Source organism: Acidithiobacillus acidisediminis, assembly GCF_023277115.1.
GTDB lineage: Bacteria > Pseudomonadota > Gammaproteobacteria > Acidithiobacillales > Acidithiobacillaceae > Igneacidithiobacillus > Igneacidithiobacillus acidisediminis.
The window spans coordinates 697,564-714,805 of sequence record NZ_JALQCS010000001.1 but is presented as its reverse complement, the minus strand read 5'-3'; the positions used below and the strand labels follow the sequence as shown (position 1 = coordinate 714,805).

General features: G+C 60.7%; 18 protein-coding genes. 13 read left to right on the top strand and 5 right to left on the bottom strand.

Features of this window, described 5'->3' with window-relative positions; all coding sequences use genetic code 11:
• Positions 1-9: 9 nt before the first annotated feature.
• Positions 10-915, top strand: a complete 906-nt coding sequence (locus tag M5D89_RS03570; protein ID WP_248884460.1) for a mechanosensitive ion channel family protein — start codon at positions 10-12, stop codon at positions 913-915.
• On the opposite strand, the gene M5D89_RS03565 is transcribed toward M5D89_RS03570, so the two are convergent.
• Positions 876-2,378, bottom strand: coding sequence for a DHA2 family efflux MFS transporter permease subunit (locus M5D89_RS03565; RefSeq protein WP_248884459.1), 1,503 nt, complete (start codon positions 2,376-2,378; stop codon positions 876-878). The two genes, M5D89_RS03570 and M5D89_RS03565, sit on opposite strands and share 40 nt — an antisense overlap.
• A gap of 92 nt (positions 2,379-2,470) precedes the next feature.
• Here M5D89_RS03565 and M5D89_RS03560 point away from each other — a divergent pair, with 92 nt between their 5' ends.
• Positions 2,471-3,367, top strand: a complete 897-nt coding sequence (locus tag M5D89_RS03560) for a LysR family transcriptional regulator (protein WP_248884457.1) — start codon at positions 2,471-2,473, stop codon at positions 3,365-3,367.
• Here M5D89_RS03560 and prmB read toward each other — a convergent pair.
• The 4 genes from prmB to rlmJ are packed head-to-tail and all read right to left on the bottom strand — an operon-like array spanning position 3,364 to position 6,259.
• Positions 3,364-4,269 (bottom strand): 50S ribosomal protein L3 N(5)-glutamine methyltransferase, encoded by a 906-nt coding sequence (prmB, locus tag M5D89_RS03555; RefSeq protein ID WP_248884456.1) that lies wholly within the window; start codon positions 4,267-4,269, stop codon positions 3,364-3,366. The genes M5D89_RS03560 and prmB overlap by 4 nt on opposite strands.
• Before the next feature lie 9 nt (positions 4,270-4,278).
• The gene (locus M5D89_RS03550) at positions 4,279-5,040 is read right to left on the bottom strand and encodes an exodeoxyribonuclease III (RefSeq protein WP_248884454.1); all 762 of its coding nucleotides are present in this window, start codon (positions 5,038-5,040) and stop codon (positions 4,279-4,281) included.
• The gene (locus M5D89_RS03545; protein WP_248884453.1) at positions 5,040-5,315 is read right to left on the bottom strand and encodes a DUF2322 family protein; all 276 of its coding nucleotides are present in this window, start codon (positions 5,313-5,315) and stop codon (positions 5,040-5,042) included. Before M5D89_RS03545 ends, M5D89_RS03550 begins: the two co-directional genes overlap by 1 nt.
• Complete coding sequence (gene rlmJ / locus M5D89_RS03540; protein ID WP_248884451.1) at positions 5,312-6,259, bottom strand: 23S rRNA (adenine(2030)-N(6))-methyltransferase RlmJ; 948 nt, start codon at positions 6,257-6,259, stop codon at positions 5,312-5,314. Before rlmJ ends, M5D89_RS03545 begins: the two co-directional genes overlap by 4 nt.
• 36 nt (positions 6,260-6,295) lie before the next feature.
• On the opposite strand from rlmJ, the gene M5D89_RS03535 reads away from it, so the two are divergent.
• The 11 genes from M5D89_RS03535 to coaE all read left to right on the top strand — a co-directional run bounded on the left by M5D89_RS03535 (position 6,296) and on the right by coaE (position 17,219).
• On the top strand, positions 6,296-6,895 hold the full coding sequence (locus M5D89_RS03535) for a glutathione S-transferase N-terminal domain-containing protein (RefSeq protein WP_248884449.1): 600 nt from the start codon (positions 6,296-6,298) through the stop codon (positions 6,893-6,895).
• A gap of 10 nt (positions 6,896-6,905) precedes the next feature.
• A complete protein-coding gene (gene xth / locus M5D89_RS03530) occupies positions 6,906-7,679 on the top strand; it encodes an exodeoxyribonuclease III (protein ID WP_248884448.1) in 774 nt (257 codons plus the stop codon).
• Positions 7,676-8,650, top strand: coding sequence for a ferrochelatase (hemH, locus tag M5D89_RS03525; protein ID WP_248884446.1), 975 nt, complete (start codon positions 7,676-7,678; stop codon positions 8,648-8,650). Before xth ends, hemH begins: the two co-directional genes overlap by 4 nt.
• 72 nt (positions 8,651-8,722) lie before the next feature.
• Positions 8,723-9,208, top strand: a complete 486-nt coding sequence (locus M5D89_RS03520; RefSeq protein WP_248884444.1) for an FKBP-type peptidyl-prolyl cis-trans isomerase — start codon at positions 8,723-8,725, stop codon at positions 9,206-9,208.
• A 21-nt stretch (positions 9,209-9,229) separates the two neighbouring features.
• The gene (locus tag M5D89_RS03515) at positions 9,230-10,366 is read left to right on the top strand and encodes an anhydro-N-acetylmuramic acid kinase (protein ID WP_248884442.1); all 1,137 of its coding nucleotides are present in this window, start codon (positions 9,230-9,232) and stop codon (positions 10,364-10,366) included.
• A complete protein-coding gene (aroE, locus tag M5D89_RS03510; protein ID WP_248884441.1) occupies positions 10,360-11,220 on the top strand; it encodes a shikimate dehydrogenase in 861 nt (286 codons plus the stop codon). Before M5D89_RS03515 ends, aroE begins: the two co-directional genes overlap by 7 nt.
• Complete coding sequence (pilB, locus tag M5D89_RS03505; RefSeq protein ID WP_248884439.1) at positions 11,190-12,890, top strand: type IV-A pilus assembly ATPase PilB; 1,701 nt, start codon at positions 11,190-11,192, stop codon at positions 12,888-12,890. Before aroE ends, pilB begins: the two co-directional genes overlap by 31 nt.
• Positions 12,859-14,487, top strand: coding sequence for a sensor histidine kinase (locus M5D89_RS03500; protein ID WP_248884438.1), 1,629 nt, complete (start codon positions 12,859-12,861; stop codon positions 14,485-14,487). Before pilB ends, M5D89_RS03500 begins: the two co-directional genes overlap by 32 nt.
• Positions 14,484-15,839, top strand: coding sequence for a sigma-54-dependent transcriptional regulator (locus M5D89_RS03495; RefSeq protein ID WP_248884437.1), 1,356 nt, complete (start codon positions 14,484-14,486; stop codon positions 15,837-15,839). The genes M5D89_RS03500 and M5D89_RS03495 overlap by 4 nt, the downstream gene beginning before the upstream one ends.
• Entirely contained in the window at positions 15,823-16,626 is an 804-nt protein-coding gene (locus M5D89_RS03490; protein WP_248884435.1) for a prepilin peptidase, read from the top strand. Before M5D89_RS03495 ends, M5D89_RS03490 begins: the two co-directional genes overlap by 17 nt.
• Positions 16,623-17,219, top strand: coding sequence for a dephospho-CoA kinase (gene coaE, locus M5D89_RS03485; protein ID WP_248884434.1), 597 nt, complete (start codon positions 16,623-16,625; stop codon positions 17,217-17,219). The genes M5D89_RS03490 and coaE overlap by 4 nt, the downstream gene beginning before the upstream one ends.
• The last annotated feature ends 23 nt before the right edge of the window (positions 17,220-17,242 follow it).

The following is a 17,242-nucleotide window of genomic DNA, read 5'->3' as shown; positions in this document are numbered from 1 at the left end:
ACGCCCCTAGTGAAGCATCTCGAAATCATCTGGACATGGTTTCGCACCCCCATACCATTTCCCGGCGGCATCCAGATCGAGCCACTCGGCATTGTCGAACTGATCCTGCTGCTCATTCTCCTGTGGTGGGGTGCCCGCTGGCTGCGAAAATTGACGCGCAGTCTCCTGAGTCGACGCCTGGATCCCTCCCTGGCCTATGCCATCTCCCGCATCGGCTATTATTTTTTTCTTGCCTTCGGGGCACTGATCGTCCTGCAGAGCATTGGCGTCAACCTCAGCAGTCTGTCGATCTTTGGCGGGGTCATCGGGGTTGGCCTGGGCTTTGGTCTGCAGAACATCTTCAGTAATTTCGCGTCGGGACTGATCTTGCTGATGGAGCAAAGCATCAAGGTGGGAGATTATATTCAGATCAAGGAAAATGGCTTGCATGGCGAGGTGATTCACCTCGGCGTGCGCTACACCCAAGTCCGCACGAACGACAACATCGATATCCTGGTGCCCAATTCCCAGTTCGTGAATGGTGAAGTCATCAATTGGAGCCTCAGCGATAGCACCATGCGCCTGCACATCCCCTTTCGCGTGCCCTACGGTACGGATCGCGAAGCGCTGCGCGACATGGTCATCGCGGCGGCACTGCAAGCCAACAGCACCCTGAACGTCGAAGGAAAAAAACCGGGCTTGTGGGTCAAAGCCTTTGGCGAGGCTGGCTATGACTGCGATATGATCGTCTGGGTCGATCGACACGCGCTGATGCGTCCTGGCAGTACCAGTGCTGAGTACCACTGGCTCCTGGCGGATGCCCTGGAGCAGGCGGGTATCGAGATCCCCCGCCCACGTCAGGAAATCAGCTTTGCCCGCGCGCAGGATGCCCAGCGTTACGCCGAAGCCGTCTCTCGCTCTTCTTCCTCCACGTAGCTGCTTGCGGACGTCGCCAGACGCCGCGGCGAGATCAGGAACAGATACGCCGCTACCGCTGCTGCAAGGGCAATCCACAGGGAGAGACGCAGCAGATTGTCGAGACTCAGGGTAGCCGCGACACTCTCCATGTGCCGCAGCAGAACCGGCATAGGCAAGCCAGACGATGTCCGAATATCCGCCCGCAGATGTGCCTGCGCCAGCGCCGTTCCCCGCGTCCACCACACTTCCAGGATACTCACGCCAATGTTGGCGCTGAACACTCGGATAAAATTGCTGGTGGTGCTGGCCGAGGGAATCTCCTCCTTGGGCACCCCGGAGAGAATGATCAAAGTCAGCGGTACGAAGAGCGAGCCCACGCCGAGCCCAACAAAGAAGATCGGCCAGAACAGATCTCCCAGACTCATCATCGGGCTCAAATAGGCCGTGCCGTAGGCAAAGGCGAAGAGCAGAAAGCAGGCGCTGGCCAGGCGCCGGAGGCCGAAAAGCCCGTGTAAGCGATCCATGAGCGTCGACACGGGTACCGCCGCGAGGCCGATGGGAATCAGAATGAGGCTACCCCACCAGCCATTGAAACCCAGATTTTCCTCGGCCCAGAGGGGCAGCAGGGACGCCCAGCCCATGAACAATGCCCAACCCAGACAGAGTAAGAGTAAGCCCAGCCAGTAGTTGCGGTGGCGCAAATAGTGAAAGCGCAACAGCGGATGTCTTGCCGTAGCCACACGCCAAGCAAAGAGAGAGAGCAAGGCCAAGGCAAGGAGGCTGACGCGCAAGATGAACTGCGAGTGCCACCAACCATACTGCTCACCATTGTCGAGGACGATTTGCAGGGCCATCAAGCCCGCGTACAACAGCAGAAAGCCGAGCAGGTCGAAAGCCGCTGGGCGCGGACCACGCTCTTCTGCAATCTGGCGAGTTCCCAACCAAGCGGCCAATAGCCAGATCGGTACGGAAAGGGCAAATATCCAGCGATAACTCAGGTTGACCGCGAGGTAGCCGCCCAGGGCAGGACCCACGAAGAAGGGAACGAGCATCGCGTTGCTCCACAGGACGGTGACCAAGCCATGCCGCTCTGCGGGACTTGCCCGAAGGAACAGGCTCTGACTTAGGGGGACCAGGAGTCCAGCGGCCATTCCTTCCATCGCCCGGCTGAGAAGCAGGATCCAGAGGTTGCTGGTGCTTGCGCTGATCACACTGCCCAGCGCCGCCAACAGGCAGGCCGCAAGAAAGACCCGGCGGGCGCCAAAACGTGCGCTTGTCCAAGGCATCAAGGTGATTCCCACGGACCAATTGACGATGAAATAGGTCAGCGTCCAGAGCGCGTGCTCGCTGCTGGTGGCAACACCGCCAGCGAGATAGGGAAAGATTCCCTGCACCGACGCGCCATCGAAGGAACCCAGGGCGAGCGCCAGCCCTACACCAAGGAAGAGCAGCCAAGGCAGTTTTTCTGCACTCTTTGCCATTCATTCCCCCTTCTGCAATCCCTGGCAAACGGTAGCGCCAAGAATTATATTGATCCAATGGATTTATTTTCCCTGATTCATCGGAATCATCGATGAAATTACAAGTAGAAGATCTGCTCAGCTTTCTCGAGGTGGCAGAACAGGGCGGCGTTGCCAGCGCCACGGCCCGACTGCACCGCAGCCAGCCGACGATCTCTGGACGCTTGCAGCGACTGCAGCTCGCCCTAGGCGAGCCCCTGTATCTGCGCGAGGGGCGGGGCATTCGTCTTAGCCCAGCGGGAGAAGCCCTTCTCCCTCTCCTGCGCCATCTGCGGGCAGACCTGCAGCAGATCGAGACCTGGGTCAGTCAGCGACAACAGCAGCAGGAAGGCCAGCTCCGCATTGCCGCCAGCAGCACCGTTGCCAACTATTTTCTCATGGAGCATTTGGCACGCTTCCGCACCGCCTATCCGGGCATCGAGTTGCGCTTGCAGACCGGCGTCTTACCCTTGGAGAGTTGGGACTGGAATGACTGGGATCTGGTCTTTACCGAGGAGGCGATTGCAGCAGAGGCACTGCCCAAGCCTCTACAGCAGCGCCCTTGGCGCGAAGACGAACTGGTTGCCATTCTACCGCTACAGCACCCCTGGATACTGGCGGGCAAGAAAAGCGCAACCTGGACAGAAATCCTGCAAGAGCCCATCGTCTGGCGCGAGGCCCATTCCGGCATCCGCCGCCGGGTGGAAGCGGCCCTGCGCGCAGCCGGACTGAAACCCAGCTATACCGTCGAAGTGACCGGCGTCGAGGCCCTGCGCGAGGCGGTAGCCGCGGGTTTGGGCATTGGTTTTGCGTCGGTCGAGGCCCTGGACAAGGTGCGCTGGCCCCTCGCCTCCCTGCGCCTGGAACCGCCGACAGGGTTGTTCTGGACGCTATATCTGGTGCATCCGCAAGCGGAATATGGATCCCATGCTTTGCGGGCCTTTCTCGACGTGTTGGTACCCGAAGCCTAAGCGACTGGATCTTCAGGTCGGAGCAGGCAAGCACCGTACCCACCTGCAGGGTGCTCCAGCCAGATCAGGGGCAGTTCCGGATATTGGGTCAGCAAGGCTTCCTCGGCATCCCCAGTCTCGAGAACCAGGATTCCTCCCGCCCGTAAATGCTCTGGTGCCTCTTGCAACAGAGGCACCAGGCAGGTCAGCCCATCCTCACCAGCGGCCAGAGCGAGACGTGGCTCGTGCTGGTATTCTGGGGGCAATGCCGCCATCGCCGCGGCGTCTACATAGGGCGGATTGCTGACGATCAGGTCATAGCGCTCCGCCGGCAGCGCCGAGAAGAGGTCGGAGACCAGCAGCCGTATCCTCTCCTCAAGGCCATGGGCACGGACGTTGCGCTCCGCCACCGTCAAGGCGGCGGAAGAAATATCCACCGCATCGACCATAGCCTCGGGAAAACGCTCGGCGAGGGCCACCGCCAGACATCCCGAGCCGGTGCCGATCTCCAGAATTCGCTGCACACCCGTTGCCGCGATCCAGGGCGCAAAGCCTTCCTCAATGAAGGGTTCGAGGAGACTGCGCGGGATCAACACCCGCTCATCGACAAAAAAACGCAGGCCAGCAAACCAGGCCTCCTGCAAGATATAGGCAGTGGGTCGGCGCAGGATTTCGCGCTGGTAGAACGCATCGAGGACCCAGTCGCCCTCCGCTGGCGTCAGTCTTGCGCTGCGTAGCTCGGGCAAGTCTTCCGGCTCCAGCGCCAAACGCCGAGCCAGAAGCGCGGCTGCTTCCGCCTTCGGCTGCTGATAGCCCTGGCTGCAGTCAATGGCCGCACGCGCAAATCGGCTCTGACCATAGCGCCAGAAGTCTTCGATACTGTGCAAACCAGTTGCCAAACTCCGATATTCTTGCCAGCGCATGCTGCCCTCCTAATCGATGTCCAGCCATACCGGGCAGTGATCCGAACCCAGAACATCCGTGGCAATCCCAGCGCCGCGGATGCGGGGCAAAAGGCTACGATGTACCCAGAAATAATCGAGGCGCCAACCGACATTGCGCTCGCGTGCCGCCGTGCGCTGACTCCACCAGGAAAAACATTGCTCCTGCGGGTGCAGGTAACGAAAGCTATCGACCCAGCCCGCCGCTTCCCAGCGATCGAGCCAGGCACGCTCTTCTGGCAGAAAACCGGAAATCTTGGCATTTTCTGCGGGACGGGCGAGATCGATGGGGTGGTGCGCGGTGTTCACATCACCACAAAAGATCACTGGACGTCCCGCAGCTACTCGGGTCTCGATCTGCGCAAGAAAATCACGATAGAAATCGAGCTTATAGGCAAGCCGTTCCGCATCCTTCTTCCCATTCGGAAAATAGATATTGTAAAGATCGAAGCCGCCACAATCGTGGACCAGGACGCGCCCCTCCCGGTCGTAGCGGGGATCGCCGAGGCCGGATTGCCGCAAGGGCAGTGGAGAGCGGGAAAAAGTTGCCACACCACTGTATCCGGCCCGCTCCGCGGCTGCCCAGTCGCCGTGGTATCCCGGTAACTCGCGTTCCGCCTCAGCAAGCTTGTCGGGATCGGCCTTGCTTTCCTGTATGCAGAGCAGGTCGGGTTGCGCCGTCGCCACCCAGTCGCGCAGCCCCTTGCGCAGGGCGGCACGCCACCCATTGACGTTCCAGCTGTACAGACGCATTAACGCTGCACTCGTACCGCGAGGAATTCTCCCTGGTCCAGCACGCGCTGGAGCAGGGCGCGGGCGTCTGCTGCGGCGGCCTCCTGCGGGAGCTGGGCCAACGTCTCACGCGCGCCGCTGGGGCTGATCACACCATGACGCAGGGCGAGCTGATACAGCACCTGAATGGAGAGACGATTATCTGGCCGCTGCGCCAGCATCAGTTGTAACTCGGCCTTCGGTCCACCGTAAAAGTGCAGTTCACGAATCTGATCTACTGCCGGCAATGCATTCATTTGCGTCGATTTCCCAGTCTTTGCTGATCGTTTTGCGGACGGCTCCCGCGCTGGGCCAGGTCGCGCATCTGCAGCGACCATCCCCCCGCCGGCGCAAGTTGTGGCGCCATGCGGCCCAAGGCGGCGAGGAACCGTTCGGAGAAACCCCAGAGAGGGCGAATCAGTGCCAAACCAGAACCGATCAAGCGCTCTGGGCCCGACTCCTCCTCCCACAGCAGCTCTACGGTCTGCACCGCCGTCTGGGCCTGCAGTCGCTGTCCGAGCCGCGAAATCTTACCGCGGATCTTGACCGGGTACCATACGAGGAAACTGGCTTGCGGCCAGTTTTGTTGTGCTGCGAGCAGGGAATCCGCCAGTTGTTCCCACTCCCCAACTGCCTCGAAGGGCGGGTCGACCAGTACCAACCCTCGCCCCGGCGCGGGCGGCGCCTTGCGCTGCAAAAATTGATAGCCATCCTCGACCAGGACGCTGCTCTGCGGGCGTGCAGCGAGAGACTGGCGCAGTTCCTGCGCAATCCCTGGCACCTTTTCGAGCAGAAAGATCATGTCCTGCGGACGCAGCAAGCGCGCCGCCAGGAGGGGGGAACCCAAATAGCTGTGCAGTTCCTTGCCAGAATTTTCCGCCAACAGCAAATCCAGCCACGGGCGCAGCTCCAGCAACGCTCGCCGCTGCGGCCACAGTCGTTTGATGCCCATTTCCGCCTCAGCCGTCTGGCCCAGATCGTAGCGCCCGGCGCCGGCATGGGTGTCGACGTAGTAGAGCGCGCGGTCTTTCTGCAGCAACTGCTCCAGGGCCAGCACCAAGGCGAGATGTTTCATGCAATCCGCCGCGTTCCCGGCGTGAAATTGGTGTCGGTAGTTCATGTCGCGGATGGTGCGGCATTCGGCAGCGAGAGGGAAGAGCGGCAAGCCGATGCGCTTGGCTTGGGCGCGGGCATTGGTCATGATAGACCCACTACATTGCCTGCGAGGATGACCGCCATGCGTTTATTCAGTACCCCAACGAGTCCCTATGCCCGCAAGGTCCGCATGGCGCTACTCGAGAAGAACCTCAGCTGCAGTATCGAAAACGTCGACCTGCGCGACCCAGAACATGCCGGAAAGGAGCAGAATCCCCTCGGCAAAATCCCCGTGCTCGTACGCAATAATGGTGAGGCGCTCTACGACTCGCGGGTGATCCTGCAATATCTCGAACTTTTCCATCCCGAGCCAGCGCTGCTGCCTGCGGCGCCGGAGGAACGGATTCGTTGCCTGCGCCTGGAGGCCCTGGCGGATGGCATCATGGATGCCAGCATCGCATGGGTACAGGAGCATCGTCACAGCAAGGATTGTCAGGATCCGACACTGATCTTGAAGCAGCGGGGCAAGGTGCAGAGGGGCCTAGCCTACCTGCAGGAGCAGTGCCAGCACTGGTCACCTCAACCGCAGCGCCCTCTCGATCTGGGCCAGATTGCGACCATTGCCGCCGTCGGGTATGTCGACCTGCGCGCCCCCGAACTGCTTCTTCCCTACGCCGATCTCCATCGCTGGACTCAGTCATTGCGCGATCGTCACAGCGTTGCCGAGACCATCCCCCAGTGAGAGCCAAGTCGTGAAAGTTGCCAGCTGGAATGTGAATTCGCTCAAGGTCCGTCTGCCGCAAGTGCTGGACTGGTTGCAGACGGAGCAGGTCGATGTGCTTTGTCTCCAGGAAACCAAACTCCCCGATGCGCGCTTTCCGGTGGCAGCCCTGCAGGACATCGGTTACCAGAGCCTGATGCACGGACAGTCCACCTACAATGGTGTCGCCATTCTCAGCCGCCTGCCTCTGCACGCCAGCCAGGCTGACTGGCCCGATGGGGGCGATGGCCAGGCCCGTCTCTGCGCGGCGAGCGTGGGAGACTTACGCATTGTCGATGTCTATGTCCCCAACGGGCAGGCGCTGGACAGTGAAAAGTATGTCTATAAATTGGCATGGCTACAGCGATTGGAGCAATTTCTGCGCGACGAACTGCAGCGCTGGCCGCGCTTGCTCCTCCTCGGCGATTTCAATATCGCCCCGAGTGACCTCGATGTGCATGACCCAGCGGCCTGGGGAGAGGATATCCTCTGCTCGCCGGCCGAGCGCGCCGCCCTGCAGAGGCTCCTGGATCTCGGTCTGACCGATCTCTTCCGGCAGCAACACCCGGAACAACGTGCCTGGACCTGGTGGGATTATCGCGCCGCGAGCTTCCGTCGTGATATCGGCTTACGCATCGATCTGTTATTGGGCAGCGAGGCCCTTCTTCCCCAGATTCAGACGATCCACATCGACCGCGCCGCGCGTGCCAACGAGCGACCCTCGGACCACGCGCCGGTCTGCTTACAGTTGGAGGAACCTGCATGATTGGTATCTTGCTCGTCAATCTGGGCACCCCCGAAGCGCCCAGCACGCCGGCAGTGCGCCGCTACCTGCGCGAATTTCTCAGTGATCCGCGGGTGGTGGAAATTCCTCGCCTGATCTGGTGGCCCATCCTCAATGGCCCCATTCTACTGAGCCGACCGGCGCGTTCGGCGCGCGCCTATCGCAGCATCTGGATGGACCAGGGTTCGCCGCTGCTGGTCTACAGCCAGGGCCTCGCCGCAGGTTTGCAGCAACGCTATGATCAAGAGCAACCCGGCAAGGTGCGCGTCAGTCTCGCCATGCGCTACGGTCAGCCAGCCCTGGCGAAGGAACTGCGCGCTCTGCACGCGGCGGGCTGCGAGAAGATTCTCGTGGTTCCCCTCTACCCACAGTATTCGGCGACCACCACGGCATCCATCTTTGATGCCGTCAGTGCCGAGCTGCGGACCTGGCGCAATCTGCCTGAACTGACCTTTCTGCGCGATTGGCACACCCACCCGCGTTACATTGCCGCCTTGGCACGCTCGGTACAGGCGCATTGGCAGAAGGAAGGTCGTCCCGATCAACTGCTCTTGTCCTTCCATGGACTGCCGGCACGCAACGTCGCGCTTGGCGACCCGTATCGAGAGGAATGCGAGCGCACCACGCAACTTCTGGTGCAGGCCCTTGCTTTGCAAGACAAGGATTGGGTGCAAACCTTTCAAAGCCGCTTTGGTCCGGCGCGCTGGCTCGAGCCCTACACCGTGGTCACCTTGGAGGAACTTGGGCGTAAGGGGGTGGAGCGCGTGGATTGCCTCTGTCCCGGCTTCGTCACCGATTGCCTGGAGACCCTGGAGGAAATCGCCATAGGCGGCAAGGAAAGCTTCCTGCACGCTGGCGGCAAGCAAATGCACTATATCCCTTGCCTCAACGACAATGCCGACTGGATCGCCGACTTTCGCGCCATTCTCGACGAGCATCTTCCGGCCAGCTAGGGACTTTTGCTTGACCCCTCCGCAACGGCTACACTGCTCGCGAGGATTTCCCCTGGAAGGAAGAGCATCGCCATGAAAATTGCCAAGGACTGTGTTGTAACCCTGGATTACACCCTGACCGACGAGGATGGCGAAATCCTCGACAGCTCCGAAGGCGATGAGCCCTTGGTCTATCTGCATGGCCACGGCGATATCGTCCCTGGACTGGAACGCGCCCTCAATGGCCATCAGGCGGGTGACCGCGTCCAGGCGGACGTGGGACCGGAGGATGGGTATGGGGAATGGGACGAAGATTTGGTCGACGTGGTGGGCAAAGAAGACTTCGATGATCCAGAAGATCTGGAGGTCGGGGCACAGTTCGAGGTCGATACCGACGAGGGCGTGCGCATTGCCACGATCATCGAAATGGAAGGCAATGACATCACGGTGGACCTGAATCATCCCCTCGCCGGAATGGGGCTTCATTTTGATGTCACGGTGCGCGATGTGCGCGCAGCGAGTGCGGAGGAACTGGAACACGGCCACGTGCATGGCCCGCACGGGCACGAGCACGACTGAGAAGTAAAAGCGGGGAGAACCTTGCACATTCTGGGGATGATGTCGGGCACCAGTGCTGATGGGATCGACGCCGCCCTGCTGCAGTTCTCCCCCGACTCTGCGGGAAAGCTGGCTGGCCACTGGCACTGGCCGTACCCAGCGGAACTGCAGGACCGGATTTTTCGTCTGCAGGAATCCCTCTCCACCCCAGCCCTGCTCGCACTGGACCGGGAGATCGGTCAGCTGCATGGACAATTCGCCCACCAGATTCTCGCCGCCGGCGGGGAATTCGATCTCGTCGCGCTGCACGGTCAAACCGTAGCCCATCAACCCGATGCGCTGCCCGGATATACCTGGCAGATAGGCTCGCCCTACGACGTTGTTCAGAGTACCGGGCGTAGTGTCGCCTATGATTTCCGCCGCGCCGATCTCGCCGCTGGCGGGCAAGGTGCGCCATTGGTCCCTCCCTTTCATGCGGCCCTGCTGCGCGATCGCTCTCCCCTCCTGGTCCTCAACCTCGGCGGCATGGCCAATATCACCTGGCTACCTGCACGCGATGACGGGAGGAGCGCACAGGCCTTCGATAGCGGTCCAGGCAACGTCCTCATCGATGCTGCAAGCCAACTCCTGAGCCAAGGCGCTAGACGCTATGACCACGACGGCGCCTGGGCGGCGCAGGGACGGATTCAGGCGGATGCGCTGCATACCTGGATGGGGATGGACTATTTTCAACGCCCGCCGCCGAAAAGCACGGGACGGGAACTCTTCGATGCGCGCTGGGTAGCGCAGCAATGGTCCACCTGGCAGCACTCGGAGGCCGACTTTCTCGCCACCCTCACCGCCCTGACGGCGGAAAGCATCGCGCTTTCCGTCCAACGCTGGCTGCCAGCGGCGGCGCGCATGCTGGTCTTTGGTGGCGGTGCCCACAATCCATTCCTGCTGGCACGCCTCCAGGCCGCCCTCCCCGAACGCTCTATCGAGATCGGTGAGCAGGTTACCGCCATCCCCAGCGAAGCGATGGAGGCCATGGCCTTCGCTTGGCTGGGCGGACAGTGCCTCCTCGGCCGCGCCCTCGATCTGCAGAATGTCACCGGCCAACAGCGCGCCGTCGTGCTCGGAAGCCTGGTTCCGGGAGACAACTGGTCACGGCTTCTCACTTGGGGCGAAGCATCATGCTGAGACCGAGTGGCGACGCCATGCTTTGTGGCATCATCGGCCATCCGCTGCAGCATAGTCTGTCCCCGTGGATGCAACAGCGCTTTGCCGAACAGACCGAGGTCGACTTCGTCTATGCGCCATTTCCGCTACGACCAGAGCATCTACCGGAGGCGATCCGCAGCTTGCAGGCGCTGGGTCTGCGGGGCCTGAACGTCACCATCCCACACAAGGAAGCGGTACTGGCACTGGTCGATGAGCTTTCTCCCCAGGCAGCGGCCATTGGTGCGGTCAACACCCTGGTCTTCGAGGAGGGAAAAACCCTTGGGGACAATACCGACATGACGGGCTTTGTCCGTGCCCTGCGGCGCCATGCGCGAGCCCTCGCCGGGCCGAGTCTGATTATCGGTGCTGGCGGGGCAGCGCGCGCTATTCTCCATGCCCTCGCTGCAGCAGGAGCCGCGCCCATCTATCTTGCCAATCGCTCGCGCCAACGAGCCGAGGACCTGGCGCTGGAGTTCTCTCGGCTGCCCATCCGCCCCATAGACCTCAGCGCCGCAGCCATCACGCCATTGCTTGCCGAGCTGCAACTGGTGGTCAACACCAGCAGCCGCGGCCTGCAGGGCGAGGATCATCCGGAAATTGCCCTCGAGCAACTACCGCCGTCGGGCATTGTTTGTGATATCGTCTATAAACCTTTGCAAACCCCCTTGCTGCGCCGGGCGCAGGCCTACGGCTTGCGTTGTGTGGATGGCTTGGGAATGCTTGTTGAACAGGGGGCCGAGAGCTTTCGTATCTGGACCGGCCAGTCGCCGGATTCCGGTGTTGTTGAGGAAAAATTGCGCACATGGCTGTCACATCCGAACTCGCAACCCTGACTCCTCTGCTACGCGGTATCGTTGGGTCCGGTCTTGTGGAAGAGAACACCTTACGGAGCCTACTCAGCGATCCGGCAAGAGGAAAGCGGCCGCTGCTGGCTTTTCTCGTCGAGAAAAAGGCATTTTCCGCGCGGGATCTTGCGCAATACCTTGCCGAACGCTACAAAATGCCTTTTCTGGATCTGGATGCCATTCAGCTCGACGAAACCGTCATTCGCCGGATTGATCGTGCGCTTCTGGAGCGCCACCAGGTGCTCCCGATATCGCTGCATCGTGACGCGCTCTATCTGGCCATGGCGGACCCAACAGACGTCAAGGCCACGGAAGATATCCGCTTCAATGCCGGTGGGCTGCAAATCAATCCCATCTTGGTCGAGGCGGACAAGCTCAGCAAGGCCGTCGCCGAATACGCCGGCGGTTTTCAAAACCAGCTTGAGGAGTTTTTTACTTCTCCCGACGATCGGGACGACCAGGACGAATTCGATCTCGGCGGCGAGGCACAAGGGGAAGATGCCCCAGTGGTGCGCTTCGTCCAGCAGCTCCTGCTTGACGCCATCCAAAAAGGCGTGTCGGACATTCATATCGAACCTTACGAACGCGACATCCGTGTCCGCTATCGTCTCGATGGTGTCCTGCAAGACATGCTGCACCCCCCGGCGGGATTGCGCGACGGGATCACTTCGCGATTGAAAATTCTATGCCGCCTGGACATTTCTGAGCGACGTCTGCCCCAGGATGGGCGTCTGCGGGTGCGTTTCCCACCGGCAAGAATCATTGACTTCCGTGTCTCCTTCTTGCCCACCAACTTTGGCGAAACCATTGTTTTGCGTCTCCTCGATCCTGCCAGCTCCAAGGTGCCCATCGAGGCCCTGGGGTTCTTGCCCGAGCAGCTACGTGCCTTTGACGATGCCATTCATCGTCCGTACGGAATGATCCTGGTGACTGGCCCCACCGGCTCCGGCAAGACCACGACGCTCTACACCGCGCTGAATATTCTCAATACCGGTGATGTCAACATCAGCACGGCGGAAGACCCCGTGGAGATCCCGGTCTATGGCATCAATCAAGTAAATATCAACGAGCGCATTGGGCTGAATTTCGCTTCGGCTCTACGCTCCTTTCTGCGCCAGGACCCGGACATCATCATGGTCGGTGAGGTCCGCGACCTGGAAACCGCAGAAACCGCGGTGAAGGCCGCGCAAACCGGACATCTGGTGCTGGCCACCCTGCACACCAACGATGCCCCGCAGAGCCTTACCCGCCTCGAAAACATGGGCATACCCACCTACAACATTGCTGGCAGTGTGCACTTGGTGATGGCGCAACGTTTGGTGCGGAAATTGTGCGTTGCCTGCAAAAAGCCCGAAAAAGTACCGGAAGCAGCGCTGCTCGAGGCGGGCTTCCGCAGTGAAGAACTCCAGGGCTGGAACCCCATGGGTCCAGTAGGCTGCGATCAATGTAATGGGGGCTATCGTGGCCGCATGGGTCTGTACCAGGTCATGCCAATCAGTGAGGCCATGCGCGAGGTCATCCTGCGCGGCGGTACGGCGTTGGAGCTCGCTCGGCAAGCAGAGGCGGAAGGCATTCTGAGTATGCGCCAATCTGGCCTACTCCGCGTGCGAGAGGGTGTCACCAGTCTTGAAGAAGTCCTCCGCGTTACCAATCGCTGACAGCATCACGCTGTCCGACCGGCCACGGGGACTTCCGCGCGAAGCATGGACCGTGGCGATTTCGCGACTCTTGGTGAGTGCCATACTGCTGGCGCTGAGCAACCTTTCCAGCAATGCCCTGGTTCTGAAATCCTCCGCCTTACTCCCGGCAGTGCGCGATAGCAGTGCCATCGCTCTGATCTGGAGTCTGGGAATCGTATTTACCCTGCAGCTTTGGCCGGGCATCTGGCGCGAAACGACAAAATTCGTGGTCAGCGCTGTCGATATCGCCCTGGTGCTCACGCTCTTTTCCCTCACCGGTGGAATATCCGGTACCCTCGCCGTCCTGCCATTTCTCCTGCTCATTGGCAATGCCTATCAGCTCAGTGGTCGAACCGCTCTGGCACTGGTCTGGCTCTTGATCGTGCTGACGTTACTGATTAGTGGCTTGCAAGACATCACCTGGATATCCAGCCGCACTCTCATCTATCTCGTTGCCCTGCTTACCGTCGCCTTTCTGGCCGACAATCTAGTGCGAAATCGCGAGCGTGCTGCTCGTTGGAGCGCCGCGCGTGAGCAGCAAATCATTGATCTGAATGCCCTGAACCAGGAGATCATCCAGCAATCGGATACCGGGTTATTGGTCCTGGATCGTCAGCACCGGGTGCTATTCAGCAATCCTAACGGCCGGGCAATGATCGATCTACGCAATGATGACGAGCTACCAACACCGCTCGACCTGCTGCGCCCGGAACTCGCGGACGTTCTTCATGCTCAGGACCCCAAGCAGGAAAAGGAAGTACATTTATCTGCAGCCGACCGCAGCGGAAAAAAACGGAGTTTTCTGGTACACCAGGTTGCGCTTCCCAATACGCCCTACAATCTACTGAGCTTGCGTGATGCAACGGTATTGCGGGCGCGCCAGCGCGAGGTGCAGATGGCCGCACTCGGACGTCTGGCGGCCAACATTGCCCATGAGATTCGCAATCCGCTCAGCGCGATACGCCACGCCGCGCAGCTGTTAGGAGAGCGCTCCCTGAATGAAAGTGAGAAACGCCTCCTGACCATTGTCGATCGCGAATCCCAGCGCCTGAATCGGATTGTCGATTCGGTTCTGGAGATGGCCCGGCCGCGCGCGGCCCATCCTGAACCCATCGCGCTCGCCGCTTGGTTACCGGCGCTTTTGCATCAACTGCGGGAAGATCCGTCGATGCAGGATCTGCACAGCTCTCTCGACGTTTCCAATCATCTTCCGCTGGCGAGCTGTGATCCGGAGCAGTTACGACAAATTTTTACCAACCTGGTACTGAATGCGACCCGATACGGACGCAAAGACGATCAGGTTGTACAGGTAGACATTTCGGTAATATTGTCGCCCGAACGCGATGCCCTCGAAATCCGCGTTCGCGATCATGGTCCTGGCATTGCAGAAGAAGATCTCGAACGAATCTTTGAACCTTTCTTTACCACCGAATCCCTTGGCACCGGACTGGGTTTGCCGCTGGTACGCGAACTCCTGCGTGCCAATGGCGCCGATATTGAGGCAAGAAATCATCGGCAGGGTGGAGCGGAATTCCTGTTCACGCTTCCCACCTGGCGCCTGGGTACCCCGGTATGACGGCACCGGCGCGGGCACTGGTCCTCGATGATGAACGGGTCATCGCTGAACTACTCGACATTACCCTATCCGAGATGGGATTCGCGGTAGTCTGTGTAGACAGCCTGCGTGCCGCACGTGAGGCGCTGGAGCGACAGTCCTTCAGCCTGTGCCTGACCGATCTGCGCCTTCCGGACGGCAGCGGCCTCGAGCTTGTCCGTCACATCCACCAACGCATTCCCCAACTTCCCGTCGCCGTCCTTACCGCCTACTCCTCCACCGAAGGTGCAGTGGAGGCCATGCAGGCCGGCGCCTTCGACTTCATGACCAAACCCATCGAGCTCCAGCGCCTGCGCCGCATGGTGGAACAGGCACAAGCGCTGGCCACGCTGGAACCGGAGAAAGGGAGTGATGGCATTGCCCGCCTGGTCGGCGAGAGCGCCAATATGCAAGCGCTGCGGCAACAGATCCGACTCTTGGCACGCAGCAACGCACCGGTTTTTCTCTCCGGGGAATCGGGAACAGGCAAGGAGCTGACCGCCCGCGCCATCCACGAAGCCGGTCCGCGCCGGGAAAAGCCCTTCATTCCCGTCAATTGTGCCGCCATTCCCGAGAGCCTGCTGGAAAGTGAGCTTTTCGGCAGCGAGAAAGGCGCATTTACCGGGGCGACGCAGCGACGCGACGGGCTTTTTCTGGCGGCGGATGGTGGCACGCTGTTTCTGGATGAAATTGGCGACATACCCATGGCCATGCAGGTCAAATTATTGCGCGTATTGCAGGAGCGGAAAATTCGTCCCATTGGGGCCAAGGAAGAAATTTCCATCGACATTCGCTTGATTACCGCCACCCATCGCAACTTGCAGGAATTGATCCAGAGCGGTGCCTTTCGCGCTGATCTCTACTACCGTATCCACGTCGTACCCCTGCTGATCCCGCCACTGCGACAACGCCGCGCGGACATTCCGCTGCTGGTGGACGCCCTGTTACAAAAGATTGCCCAGCGTCAGAACAAACCGCCTGCACAAATCAGCGGGGCTGCTCTGCAATGGCTGGCACAGCAAGATTTCCCCGGCAATGTGCGCGAACTGGAAAACCTCCTGGAGCGCGCCTTTGCCCTCCACACCGGTCCCGAACTCACCCTAAAGGATCTGAATCCGACGCAGCAGGCCACGCCCATACAGGGCAAGCCATTGCCGAGTACGCAGCTCGCGCAACGCCTCCGCGCTGCCGAACAGCTCTTCTTGCGCAACCAGCTTGCCGCGCAACAGAACCGCTTCGAATCCTGCGCGCAGAGCTTGGGAATCAGTACACATTCTTTGATCCTGCGCTTGCAGCGCGGTGATAGCAGTGTTGATCATGCCCCCAACACTTGAACCCTTGGCGTGGGTCCTGCTAGCGATTGTCGGCCTCTTGGTTGGCAGTTTTTTGAATGTGGTCATCCACCGCCTGCCGCGCCGAGAATCCATCGCATTTCCGGGGTCCCGCTGCCCGCAGTGCGGGCACCCCCTACGCCCCTGGGACAACATTCCCCTTCTCAGCTGGCTGTTCCTGCGTGGTCGCTGTCGCTACTGCCGGGGCGCCATTTCCTGGCGCTATCCGCTGGTGGAACTCCTCGCTGCCCTGCTGGCGCTGCTTGCCGCCTGGGTACTCGGCTGGCACGGACAGCTACTCCCTGCGCTCCTCTTATTGTGGGCATTGCTCGCCCTCACCCTGATTGACCTCGAAACCTATCTGTTACCCGATCGCATCACCAAACCAGGGATGCTCCTCGGGCTATTGCTCAATGCCAGCGCCTGGCTGACACCCGCCTTCGCCTTGGCGCAGCCTCTTGATGCCGTGCTGGGATTGCTCCTCGGCTATGGGCTGTTGCGCGGCCTGGCGGAGATCTACCTGCGTCTGAGCGGACGCGAGGGGATGGGGCATGGGGATTTCAAACTCCTCGGCATGATTGGCGCCTGGCTGGGCTGGCAGGATATGTTTCTCGCGTTGTTTCTCGCCGCCCTGAGCGGGGGACTGGTCGCAATCCTCTTTCTCGCCGGCGGTAAGGGCCGAGATTACGCCATCCCCTTCGGTCCCTATCTCGCCCTCGGTGCGGCCATCATGCTGCTCTGGCCGCAGGTCGTGATAGTGCAATTCCTGCACTTGGCCGCGCCTGGATGAGCCGCTGTATCGGTCTGACTGGGGGCATTGCCAGTGGCAAGAGCCTTGCCGCGGAGATCCTCGCCGAACAGGGCGCGCGGATCCTGGACGCCGACCAGTTTGCGCGCGAACTGGTCCAGCCCGGTCACGCCAATCTGCGGCAGATTGCTGCACAGCTCGGTCCCGAGTACCTGGAGGCCGATCGCAGCCTGAATCGCGCCCGGCTCCGGGCCCGGATTTTTCATGACCGGGCAGCAAAACAATGGCTAGAGGCACTCCTGCACCCGCAAATCCGCCAGCGTTTTTTGGCGGAGACTGCGGCGATTGCGGGAGAATCCCCTGAAGCAATCATCCTTTGGGTGCTGCCCTTGCTGGTGGAAAGTCACTACGCTCCCCTCCTCGACGGCGTGCTTTTGCTGGATTGCCCAGCTTGGCTGCAGATGCAGCGATTGCTCGCCCGCGGCTGGGATCCAGAGACGGCCAAAGAAGTCATTGCGCAACAAATCCACCCCGAGGAGCGCCGGCGCATCGCGGAGTGGATCATTCCCAATCTTCGCCCACCCAGTGCGTTACGTCAGCGTCTCGAGCATTGGTGGCAAGCCCTCGACCCATAAGCTTTTTTGCTTCCCCACCGGGC

What these genes read in the sequence shown, in the direction of transcription:
- M5D89_RS03565 (WP_248884459.1), bottom strand. Translation starts at nt 2,378, where the DNA reads ATGGCAAAGAGTGCAGAAAAACTGCCTTGGCTGCTCTTCCTTGGTGTA.
- M5D89_RS03560 (WP_248884457.1), top strand. Translation starts at nt 2,471, where the DNA reads ATGAAATTACAAGTAGAAGATCTGCTCAGCTTTCTCGAGGTGGCAGAA.
- prmB (WP_248884456.1), bottom strand. Translation starts at nt 4,269, where the DNA reads ATGCGCTGGCAAGAATATCGGAGTTTGGCAACTGGTTTGCACAGTATC.
- M5D89_RS03550 (WP_248884454.1), bottom strand. Translation starts at nt 5,040, where the DNA reads ATGCGTCTGTACAGCTGGAACGTCAATGGGTGGCGTGCCGCCCTGCGC.
- M5D89_RS03545 (WP_248884453.1), bottom strand. Translation starts at nt 5,315, where the DNA reads ATGAATGCATTGCCGGCAGTAGATCAGATTCGTGAACTGCACTTTTAC.
- rlmJ (WP_248884451.1), bottom strand. Translation starts at nt 6,259, where the DNA reads ATGACCAATGCCCGCGCCCAAGCCAAGCGCATCGGCTTGCCGCTCTTC.
- M5D89_RS03535 (WP_248884449.1), top strand. Translation starts at nt 6,296, where the DNA reads ATGCGTTTATTCAGTACCCCAACGAGTCCCTATGCCCGCAAGGTCCGC.
- hemH (WP_248884446.1), top strand. Translation starts at nt 7,676, where the DNA reads ATGATTGGTATCTTGCTCGTCAATCTGGGCACCCCCGAAGCGCCCAGC.
- M5D89_RS03520 (WP_248884444.1), top strand. Translation starts at nt 8,723, where the DNA reads ATGAAAATTGCCAAGGACTGTGTTGTAACCCTGGATTACACCCTGACC.
- aroE (WP_248884441.1), top strand. Translation starts at nt 10,360, where the DNA reads ATGCTGAGACCGAGTGGCGACGCCATGCTTTGTGGCATCATCGGCCAT.
- pilB (WP_248884439.1), top strand. Translation starts at nt 11,190, where the DNA reads ATGGCTGTCACATCCGAACTCGCAACCCTGACTCCTCTGCTACGCGGT.
- M5D89_RS03495 (WP_248884437.1), top strand. Translation starts at nt 14,484, where the DNA reads ATGACGGCACCGGCGCGGGCACTGGTCCTCGATGATGAACGGGTCATC.
- M5D89_RS03490 (WP_248884435.1), top strand. Translation starts at nt 15,823, where the DNA reads ATGCCCCCAACACTTGAACCCTTGGCGTGGGTCCTGCTAGCGATTGTC.
- coaE (WP_248884434.1), top strand. Translation starts at nt 16,623, where the DNA reads ATGAGCCGCTGTATCGGTCTGACTGGGGGCATTGCCAGTGGCAAGAGC.